A 9,596-nucleotide genomic window follows, 5' to 3' on the forward strand; every position below is an offset into this window, starting at 1 on the left:
GGCGGGACTCAGAAGTCCATGCCGCCCATGCCGCCGTCGCCGCCCGGCATGGCCGGGGCGGACTTCTCCGGCTTGTCGGCGATGACGGCCTCGGTGGTGAGGAAGAGCGCCGCGATGGAGGCGGCGTTCTGCAGCGCCGAGCGGGTGACCTTGGCCGGGTCGATGATGCCGGCCGCGACCAGGTCCACGTACTCGCCGGAGGCGGCGTTGAGGCCCCAGCCGGTCTCGGAGTTGCGGACCTTCTCCGCCACGACGCCGCCCTCGAGGCCGGCGTTGATGGCGATCTGCTTCAGCGGCGCCTCGAGCGCGACGCGCACGATGTTGGCACCGGTCGCCTCGTCACCCTCGAGCTCGAGCTTGTCGAACGCGACGGCGGTGGCCTGCGCCAGGGCGACGCCACCACCGGCGACGATGCCCTCCTCGACGGCGGCCTTGGCGTTGCGCACCGCGTCCTCGATGCGGTGCTTGCGCTCCTTGAGCTCGACCTCGGTCGCGGCGCCGGCCTTGATGACGGCGACGCCACCGGCCAGCTTGGCCAGGCGCTCCTGCAGCTTCTCGCGGTCGTAGTCGGAGTCCGACTTCTCGATCTCGGCGCGGATCTGGTTGACCCGGCCGGCGATCTGGTCGCTGTCGCCGGCGCCCTCGACGATCGTCGTCTCGTCCTTGGTGACGACGACCTTGCGGGCGCGGCCCAGCAGCTCGACGCCGGCGTTGTCCAGCTTGAGGCCGACCTCCTCGCTGATGACCTGACCACCGGTGAGGATGGAGATGTCGGCGAGCATGGCCTTGCGGCGGTCACCGAAGCCGGGGGCCTTGACGGCGACCGACTTGAAGGTGCCGCGGATCTTGTTCACGACCAGGGTCGCGAGGGCCTCGCCCTCGACGTCCTCGGCGATGATGGCCAGCGGCTTGCCCGACTGCATGACCTTCTCCAGCAGCGGGAGCAGGTCCTTCACCGAGCTGATCTTCGAGTTGACGACGAGCACGTACGGGTCGTCGAGGACGGCCTCCATGCGCTCGGCGTCGGTGACGAAGTAGGGCGAGATGTAGCCCTTGTCGAAGCGCATGCCCTCGGTGAGCTCGAGCTCGAGGCCGAAGGTGTTGCTCTCCTCGACGGTGATGACGCCTTCCTTGCCGACCTTGTCCATCGCCTCGGCGATGAGCTCACCGATGGCGGTGTCGGCGGCGGAGATCGACGCGGTGGCGGCGATCTGCTCCTTGGTCTCGACGTCCTTGGCCGTTGCGAGCAGGTACTCGGTGACCGAGGCGACGGCCTTCTCGATGCCCTTCTTCAGGGCCATCGGGTTGGCGCCGGCGGCGACGTTGCGCAGACCCTCGCGGACGAGCGCCTGGGCGAGCACGGTGGCGGTGGTGGTGCCGTCACCCGCGACGTCGTCGGTCTTCTTCGCGACCTCCTTGACCAGCTCGGCGCCGATCTTCTCCCAGGGGTCCTCGAGCTCGATCTCCTTGGCGATGCTCACACCGTCGTTGGTGATGGTGGGAGCGCCCCACTTCTTCTCGAGGACGACGTTGCGGCCCTTGGGGCCGAGCGTCACCTTGACGGCGTCGGCGAGGGTGTTCATGCCCCGCTCGAGGCCGCGGCGCGCCTCTTCCTCGAAGGCGATCATCTTGGCCATGTGGTGATGTCCTCCATGCATGGATCGCTGCACGGCCGGGACCGGCGCCCGCGACGGACGACACCGGCGCCGCGGACGCTCACGTGGCCCGCGCTCCAGTGCCTCACCGTTCCGACCTGATTGGCACTCGGCACTGTCGAGTGCCAATCGAGAGTCTGGCACTCGCCCCTGCCGAGTGCAAGAACGGGGGGTGGCGGCGGACCGTTCCCGCCCCGGGACGACCGAGGCCCGGTCCCCTGCTGGGGACCGGGCCTCGGCTGCGAGCGGACGGCCTCAGGCGGTGCGCACCGCGTCGGCCTGGGGACCCTTCTCGCCCTGCACGACCTCGAAGGTGACCCGCTGACCCTCGTCGAGGCTCTTGTACCCGTCCATCTGGATGGCCGAGTAGTGGACGAAGACGTCCTGGCCGCCGTCGACGGCGATGAAGCCGAAGCCCTTCTCGGCGTTGAACCACTTCACGGTGCCCTGTGCCACGTGTGCTCCCACGATCGTGCGTGCGGACGGACCCCGGGTTCCGGGGGCCGGGTACAGCTCTTCCGCCCGTCGGACACGAACGTGGAACTGACAACCGCGCGAGAACGTACAACAGCGGGAGCCGCCTGGGGAGTCACCCGGTGCAGCGGACATGGCCCGATCGGGGGGTGTGGTCACCCGCCCGGACCGGCGCCGACGCGGAGCCTACGCCCCTACCGGATGAGCCCGGCCGCCCGCACCGACCGCAGCGACGGCTCGACCCGGTGCGTGGGGCCGACGACCGGCTCTAGGGGGTCGAGGGTCTTGAGGCCCTCACCGGTGTTGAGGACGACGGTCTCCTGCGCCGGGTCGAGCAGGCCCCTCTCGACCAGCTGACGCAGGACGGCGACGGTCACCCCGCCCGCGGTCTCGGCGAAGACACCGGTGGTGCGGGCGAGGTCGCGGATGCCCTGCACGATCTCGGCGTCGCCCACCCGGCCGACCGCGCCGCCGGAGCGCCGGATGGCGTCGAGGGCGTAGGGGCCGTCGGCGGGGTTGCCGATGTTCAGCGACTTCGCGATGCCGGTGGGCTTGACCGGCTTGACGACGTCCCAGCCGTTGTCGAACGCGGTGGCGATCGGGTCGCAGCCGGCCGACTGGGCGCCGAACACGCGCCACTCGGTGGCCTCGACGATGCCGGCGGCGACCAGCTCGCGGAAGGCCTTGTCCACCTTGGTCAGCAGCGAGCCCGACGCCATGGGGATGACGACCTGGGCCGGGATCCGCCAGCCCAGCTGCTCGGCGATCTCGTAGCCCATCGTCTTGGAGCCCTCGGCGTAGTAGGGCCGCACGTTCTGGTTGACGAAGGCGGTGTCCTCGAACTCGTCGGTCTCGGCGAGCTCGCTGGTCAGCCGGTTGACGTCGTCGTAGGAGCCGTCGACGGCGACCAGCGTCTGGCCGTAGACCGCCGACTGCACGACCTTGCCCGGCTCGAGGTCGGCCGGGATGAAGACGTAGGAGGGCAGCCCGACGCGGGCGGCGTGCGCGGCCACCGAGTTGGCCAGGTTGCCGGTGGAGGCAGCGGCGATCTTGGCGTAGCCCAGCCGCTTGGCAGCGGTGGCCGCGAGGCTGACCACGCGGTCCTTGAAGGAGTGCGTGGGGTTGGCCGAGTCGTCCTTGACCCACAGCCCGCCGGTGACGCCGAGCTCGGCGGCCAGCCGGTCGGCGCGCACCAGCGGCGTCATGCCCGGGTCGAGCGAGACACGGTCGGCCGGGTCCTGGCCCACCGGCAGCAGGGCGGCGTAGCGCCAGATGTTCTGCGGGCCGGCCTCGATCTGCTCCCGCGTCACCGCGCGCATGCGCTCGGGGTCGTAGTCGACCTCCAGCGGGCCGAAGCACTGCGCGCAGGCGTGCTCGGCGATGAGGCCGAAGGTGGCGCCGCAGTTGCGACAGACCAGGCCTCGGGCGGGGCTCGGGGGCACCGGGCCGCCGGCGCTGGAGTCGGCCTGCAGAGAACCGGGAGCGGTCAGGGTCATGCGACGACTACCTCCTCATCTTCCCCGCGGCGGGCCGTCGAGCCGCGCGGGACGGAATTGGCACCTCTCGCCGCTCGCGCAGCGCGGTTGCCGGGGCTTCACCGGGCCGTGTCCCTCTGCCCCTCTGGATGAGTGGAACGCCGCCGACTCTACCCGGGTCCCGGCGGCCCGCCCGGGCCCGGCCATGCTGAGGACGTGGCAGCGCGCATCGTCTACACCGACCTCGACGGCACGATGGTCGGCCCGCGGGGGTCCTTCTGGCACACCGTCGGCGGCGAGCCCACCGCCGAGCCGGCCACCGCGCTGCTGGAGCTGCACCACGCCGGCGTCCCGCTGGTCATCGTCAGCGGCCGCACCGCCGACCAGGTGACCGAGGCCGGGCGGATCTTCGCCGCCGACGGCGCGATCGCCGAGCTGGGGTCGCTGGTCACGTGGAAGGGCGGCCGGGCGCGCCACCACCTCACCGGCGAGCTGCCCGCCGGGTACGCCGGTCGGACGCCGATGGACGTCATGGCCGAGCTGGGCGTCGTCGAGGCCCTCTGCGCCGCGCACCCCGGCCGGCTGGAGTGGCACGCGCCCTGGCACACCACCCACGAGGGCGACGCGCTGCTGCGCGGCTACGTCGACCCGCTCGCCGTCGACGCGTGGCTGGCCGAGCGGGGTGTGGGGTGGCTGACGCTCAAGGACAACGGCGCCATCCCCGCCTCCGCCCGGCTGGAGCTGGCGCCGGAGGGCCAGCTGGCGCGGGTCTACCACCTCATGCCGCGCGGCATCTCCAAGGGTGCGGCGATCGCCTGGGACCTCGAGCGCCGCGGACTCGACCCCGCCGACGCCGTCGCGGTCGGCGACAGCGTCAGCGACCTGGAGATGGCGCCCGCCGTCGCGCGCTTGTTCATCACCGCCAACGGTGCCGAGGTCGACGGCATGGCGCCGCTGCTGGCCGCCGTCCCCAACGTCACGGTCACCGGGGCCGCGATGGGCGAGGGCTGGGCCCAGGCGATCCGCGCGTCCCTCTAGGACGTGACGTCGCGCCTCGAGAAGTGGCGGAAGGCCAGCGCGGTGAAGACGGCGGCGTAGACCAGCGCCTGCACCACCCCGCGGAAGAGGTCCGAGGAGTCGACCGGCGTCTGCAGCAGGTCGGTCCAGGCGAACTCCTCCGCGGTCGGGAACCAGTCGCGGATGTCACCGAGCTGCTCGACCTGGTCGAGGATCGCGAACACGAACATGGTGAACACCGCCCCGCCGACGGCGGCCAGCGGCGCGTCGGTGACCGTGGACAGCCAGAACGCCAGCGTGCCGACGACGAGCAGGTGGACGGCGAGGTAGCCGAGCATCCCGGCCAGCCGCAGCATCCCCTCCCCCTGCGACAGCGTCACCCCGATCGGCGTCTGGATCTCCTCGAAGCCGAACGCGATCCCCCCGGCCACCACCGCGACCAGGGCGAGGGTCAGCAGCGCGGCCACCGACATCACCAGCGCGGCGGCGAACTTCTGCCGCAGCAGCCGCGACCGCGGGACCGGGGTGGCCAGCGTGTAGCGCAGCGAGCCCCACTGCGCCTCGCTGGCCACGGTGTCGCCGAAGAACAGCGCGTAGACGACGACCAGGAAGAAGCCCGTCGTCGCGAACAGCACGAACAGCGTGAAGTTCAGGCCGCTGGACGTGGCGACGTCGACGAGGTTGATCCGGCTGTTGGTCTGCGCCTCCTCGCTGGCACCCAGCTGCAGGGCGGCGATGAGCACCAGCGGGAGGGCGACCATGAGCGCGAAGACGCCGATGGTGCGCCGCCGCTTGAACTGCCGGCGCAGCTCGACGGACAGCCGCAGCGTCCGCTCGGGCCGGTAGCCGGCCACCGCACCGGTGGGCTGGACGTGCTCGGTGGTGCTCGCCATCAGTTCTCCCCCACCAGGGCCAGGAACGCGTCCTCCAGCCGGCGCCGCGGCGTGAACTGGTCGACGGCGACGTCGGCGGCCACGAGGGCCTGCAGCGCGGCCGCGCGCGAGGTCTGCGGGCCGAGGTCGGCGACCAGGCCCTCGTCGGTGTGCTCGACGGTGACGCCGGGCAGCCCGGAGAGGACGGCGGCCGCGCGGTCGGCCTCGGCGTCTGCGGATGCCCCGGCGGTGGCCAGGCCCACGAGCACCGCACCGCCGGTGCCGACGATCTCCTCGACCGTCCCCTGCGCGATCTTCTGCCCCTTGGTCATGACCACCACGTGGGTGCAGGTCTGCTCGATCTCGCTGAGCAGGTGGCTGGAGACGATGACCGTGCGGCCGGTCGCGGCGTAGGAGCGCAGCACCTCGCGCATGGCGTGGATCTGCGGCGGGTCCAGGCCGTTGGTCGGCTCGTCGAGCACCAGCAGGTCGGGCAGGCCGAGCATCGCCTGCGCGATGGCCACCCGCTGGCGCATGCCCTGGCTGTAGCGGCGCACCGGGCGGTCGATGGCCGCACCCAGGCCGGCGACCTCGATCGCCTCCTCCATGTGCGCGTCCGCGGCCGGCCGGCCGGTGGCGGCCCAGTAGAGGGTGAGGTTGTCGCGGCCGGACATGTGCGGCATCAGGCCGGTGCCCTCGACGAAGGAGCCCAGGCGCGAGAGCACCGGGGCGCCCGGACCGGCGGCGTGGCCGAAGACGCTGATCCGGCCCGCGTTCGGGCGGATGAGGCCCATGAGCATGCGCAGCGACGTCGTCTTGCCGGCGCCGTTGGGACCGAGCAGGCCGAGCACCTGGCCGCGGCGGACCTCGAAGGAGAGGTCGCGGACGGCGACGAAGCCGTCCTTGTAGGCCTTGGTCACGCCCTCGAAGCGCAGCGGCACGTCCTCGCCGTCGGGCTCGACCGCGCTGGTCACCCGCCGGCGGCGGCGGCCCCACAGGAACCCGGCCAGCACACCGAGGAGCGCCAGCGCGACGACGGCGGCCAGCAGCCACCACCAGCGCGAGGTGCCGCCCTCGGCCTGCGCCTGGCCCTGCACGGTGGGGACGGCGAGCGTGCTGCCGCCGTTGCCCGCCCCGGCGAGGGCGACGGAGTAGACGGTCGCCTCGGCCGGCAGCGCGAAGGCCTGGTCGGTCGAGGAGACGACGACGCGCATGGTGTGGCCGGCCTCGAAGCGGTGCACGATGCCCGGCAGCGTCACGGTGACCTCGGTGGGCGCGGTCGGGTCGGCAGACAGCCCGCTCAACGCGAGGGGGGCGACCACGCCGCCGGGCAGCGTCTGCGCGCCGTCGGGGCCGACGTCGTAGAGCTTGGCGAACAGCGTCGCGCTGCCACTGGGTGAGGCGACCGCGAGGTCGACCGTCGGCGCGCCGACCACCTCGACGGCGTCGGTGAGCGGCTCGCTGGAGAAGGCGGCGAACTGGCCGGGGATCTCCACCGCGGTGCCGCCGAGCGCCGAGGCCAGCGACCCGAGCCCGGGGACCGTGGTGATCGCGGCCGGGGTGCCGCCGGCGGGGGTGACCACCGGCTGCGTCGACCCGTCGAGGGCCAGGCTCGTCCGCTCGGCCGGCTCGCCGCCGTCCAGGCCCGGGTAGGCGCCGGCGACGACGCTCTGCGAGCCGCCCTGGACCGAGCCCAGGTCGCTGCCCAGGCCCGTCGGCGCAGGGAACTGGAAGCCGGTGCCCGGGTCCTCCCCGCGGGCGGGGTCGTCCTCGTCGCGCAGGTGCCAGTCGAACCAGCCGGCGACCAGCTCGCGCAGGTCGGCCGTCTCGCGCTCCGAGGCCTGCGAGTCGTGGCCGCCGGCGTACCAGACGACCTTGACCGGGGTGCCGTTGGCGGCGATCCCGCGGGCGTTGGCGTCGGCCTGGCCGAGGCCGAACAACGAGTCCTCGGTGCCCTGCACGAGCAGGGTCGGCGCGGTGATCCGGTCGAGCACCGCGGCCGGGCTGCTGCGCTCGAGGACGGCCGCGACCTCCGGCGTCAGGGTGCCGGTGGCCGCGGCGTCCTGGTAGGCGGCGCAGATGTCGGCGCGGAAGCGGCCGCAGGTGAGCGCCTGCTCGACCGCGGCGGGGTCGATGGCGGACGTGTCGATGGAGGAGGGGTCGAAGGACGGGACGCCCTGACCGGTCCCACCGGAGGCGCTCGCGCCGTCGCCGGTGTCCTCGCCGTCCTCGGCCTCGGCGGCGCCCCCGCCGCCGAGCGCGTCGAGCAGCCCGCCGGTGGGGACGGCGCCGACGCCGAAGAACAGCCCGGCCCACAGCCGCTTGTAGACGCCGGCGTCGGCGGCCTGCGGCGTGGCCGCGACCGTGGCGGCGTCGGTCGTGCCGGTCTGCGAGGGGAAGAGCGCGGCGGTCAGCGAGTGCCAGGTGATCTGCGGCGCGATGGCGTCGACCCGGTCGTCGTACGCGGCGCCGAGCAGGGACAGCGCCCCGCCGTAGGAGGCGCCGGCCACGCCCACCCGCGGGTCGCCGTCGCCGTCGAGCAGGACGTCGTCGCGGTCGGCGAGCAGGTCGATCAGCGTGGAGAGGTCGGCGACCTCGTAGCGGGGGTCGTCGAGGCCGATCTGCCCGGTGCTCTCGCCGAACCCGCGGGCGGAGTAGGTCAGGACGACGTAGCCGCGGCCGGCCAGGTCGCGGGCGTCGTCGGCCACCGACTGCTTGCTGCCGCCGAAGCCGTGCGCCAGGACGACGGCCGGGGCGGGCGCGTCCGCGGAGGCCGACGCCGGCAGGTGGAGGGTGGTGTCGAGCTCGACGGCGTCGGCACCGGAGCCCGACGGCACCCGCGCGTCCTCCGTGGACACGTCCTCGGCCGCGGCGGCCGTGGCGGGCAGCGAGACGAGGACCGTGCCGGCGAGCAGCAGGCTGATGAGGACGCCGAGGGCCGCGCGGGCGCCGGAGCGCGGGCGGGGACGCACGGGCCCGCGGACGGGGCGCACGCTGCGGCCAACGGACGGCGTCGCACGGGTGTTCCGCAGCAGGCCGGGACGTGCGGAGCGGGCTCGGGTCAGGGCCGCCACTCGCCCGTGACGACGACCACCAGGCCCGGGTCGGCCACGCCGGGGACCTCGAAGAACCGCACGGTGGGCCCGACGGTGATGCCGGGGAAGAGCTCCATCAGCTGCAGGGCCGACTGGCGCTGCGTCTCGTCCCCGGAGGTGAAGAAGACGGTGGTCGTCGCGATCTCGCTGCCCTGGTACTCACCGACACCGGCCGCGGTCCACCCCTGGGCGACGAAGGCGTCGGAGACGTCGCCGGCCAGCCCGCCGACGTCGGTGGCGTTGAGCACGGTCACCGGCACCCGCACCGGCGTCGTGGGCGCCTGCTCGACCGGCGGCAGCGGGTCGACCGACAGCGGGGGCAGCGGGCCGGAGGGGGGCGCCACGGTCGCGGGCGCGGTGGTCGGCGCGGGCTCGGTGGCCCCGCTCTCCTGGGCCGCCGGGGAGGTGAAGCTGTAGACGCCGAGGACCACGAGCGCGACCACCACGACGGCGAGCAGGGCGAGGACGGGGCGCCGCCGGCGCGGACGGGCGTCCTCGTCGTCCCCGCGCAGCGCCGACGGTGAGACGCCGGCCCGGCGCGCGGCCTTGCGGCGCTCGACCTCCATCGCCTGCCGCTCGGCCCGGGACGCCGCCCGGCTGCCCACCACGCCGGTGGACGGGCCCGTGGAGGGACCGGTCGGCGGCCCGGCGACGGGCGCGTCGCGGCGGTCGCGCGTCGCGCGGCGGCGGTCGGCGACCTCGCGGTCGGGGATCGCCTCGGTGAGCGGCGCGGGGGCCGGGGCCCCGGCGCGATCCCGCGCGACCTCGCGGTCGGGGATGGCCTCGGTGAGCGGCGCGGGGGCCGGGGCCCCGGCGCGATCCCGCGCGGACTCGCGGTCGGGGATCGCCTCGGTGGCCGGAGCCGCGGGTGGGGTGCCACCCGGGCCGGACGGGCGGGTCCAGTCGCGGTACGTCGACGAGCCGCCACCCGACGGCGGGGTGGCGGACGGCGGGGTGGCGGACGGGGCAGGGGCGGCGGGGGCCCGGCTGCTCCCGGCGGACCTGCGG

General features: G+C 74.1%; 7 protein-coding genes and 1 riboswitch. Of the genes, 1 reads left to right on the forward strand and 6 read right to left on the reverse strand.

What is annotated here, in order from left to right; genetic code table 11:
• Positions 1-8: 8 nt before the first annotated feature.
• The 3 genes from groL to thrC all read right to left on the reverse strand — a co-directional run bounded on the left by groL (position 9) and on the right by thrC (position 3,625).
• A complete protein-coding gene (gene groL / locus ABQ292_RS17370) occupies positions 9-1,637 on the reverse strand; it encodes a chaperonin GroEL (protein WP_369208666.1) in 1,629 nt (542 codons plus the stop codon).
• A gap of 273 nt (positions 1,638-1,910) precedes the next feature.
• Positions 1,911-2,111 (reverse strand): cold-shock protein, encoded by a 201-nt coding sequence (locus ABQ292_RS17375; protein WP_091109274.1) that lies wholly within the window; start codon positions 2,109-2,111, stop codon positions 1,911-1,913.
• Between the two features lie 212 nt (positions 2,112-2,323).
• The gene (thrC, locus tag ABQ292_RS17380) at positions 2,324-3,625 is read right to left on the reverse strand and encodes a threonine synthase (RefSeq protein ID WP_369208669.1); all 1,302 of its coding nucleotides are present in this window, start codon (positions 3,623-3,625) and stop codon (positions 2,324-2,326) included.
• Positions 3,626-3,637: 12 nt separating this feature from the next.
• Positions 3,638-3,760, reverse strand: a riboswitch (SAM riboswitch).
• Positions 3,761-3,820: 60 nt separating this feature from the next.
• Between thrC and ABQ292_RS17385 the strand changes: the two genes are divergently transcribed.
• Positions 3,821-4,642: an HAD family hydrolase gene (locus ABQ292_RS17385; RefSeq protein ID WP_369208671.1), complete on the forward strand. Its 822-nt coding sequence runs from the start codon at positions 3,821-3,823 to the stop codon at positions 4,640-4,642.
• Here ABQ292_RS17385 and ABQ292_RS17390 read toward each other — a convergent pair.
• The 3 genes from ABQ292_RS17390 to ABQ292_RS17400 form a co-directional block, all read right to left on the reverse strand.
• Positions 4,639-5,514: an ABC transporter permease gene (locus tag ABQ292_RS17390; protein WP_369208673.1), complete on the reverse strand. Its 876-nt coding sequence runs from the start codon at positions 5,512-5,514 to the stop codon at positions 4,639-4,641. The two genes, ABQ292_RS17385 and ABQ292_RS17390, sit on opposite strands and share 4 nt — an antisense overlap.
• The gene (locus ABQ292_RS17395; protein ID WP_369208675.1) at positions 5,514-8,465 is read right to left on the reverse strand and encodes an alpha/beta fold hydrolase; all 2,952 of its coding nucleotides are present in this window, start codon (positions 8,463-8,465) and stop codon (positions 5,514-5,516) included. Before ABQ292_RS17395 ends, ABQ292_RS17390 begins: the two co-directional genes overlap by 1 nt.
• Positions 8,466-8,554: 89 nt before the next feature.
• A partial coding sequence (locus tag ABQ292_RS17400; protein WP_369208677.1) for a LytR C-terminal domain-containing protein occupies positions 8,555-9,596 on the reverse strand: 1,042 nt, incomplete at its 5' end.

It is taken from the genome of Geodermatophilus maliterrae, assembly GCF_041018925.1.
Lineage (GTDB): Bacteria > Actinomycetota > Actinomycetes > Mycobacteriales > Geodermatophilaceae > Geodermatophilus > Geodermatophilus maliterrae.

Bases quoted from the DNA above. Each gene is read 5' to 3' on its own strand.
- ABQ292_RS17390 (WP_369208673.1), bottom strand. From the start codon at position 5,514: ATGGCGAGCACCACCGAGCACGTCCAGCCCACCGGTGCGGTGGCCGGC.
- groL (WP_369208666.1), bottom strand. From the start codon at position 1,637: ATGGCCAAGATGATCGCCTTCGAGGAAGAGGCGCGCCGCGGCCTCGAG.
- thrC (WP_369208669.1), bottom strand. From the start codon at position 3,625: ATGACCCTGACCGCTCCCGGTTCTCTGCAGGCCGACTCCAGCGCCGGC.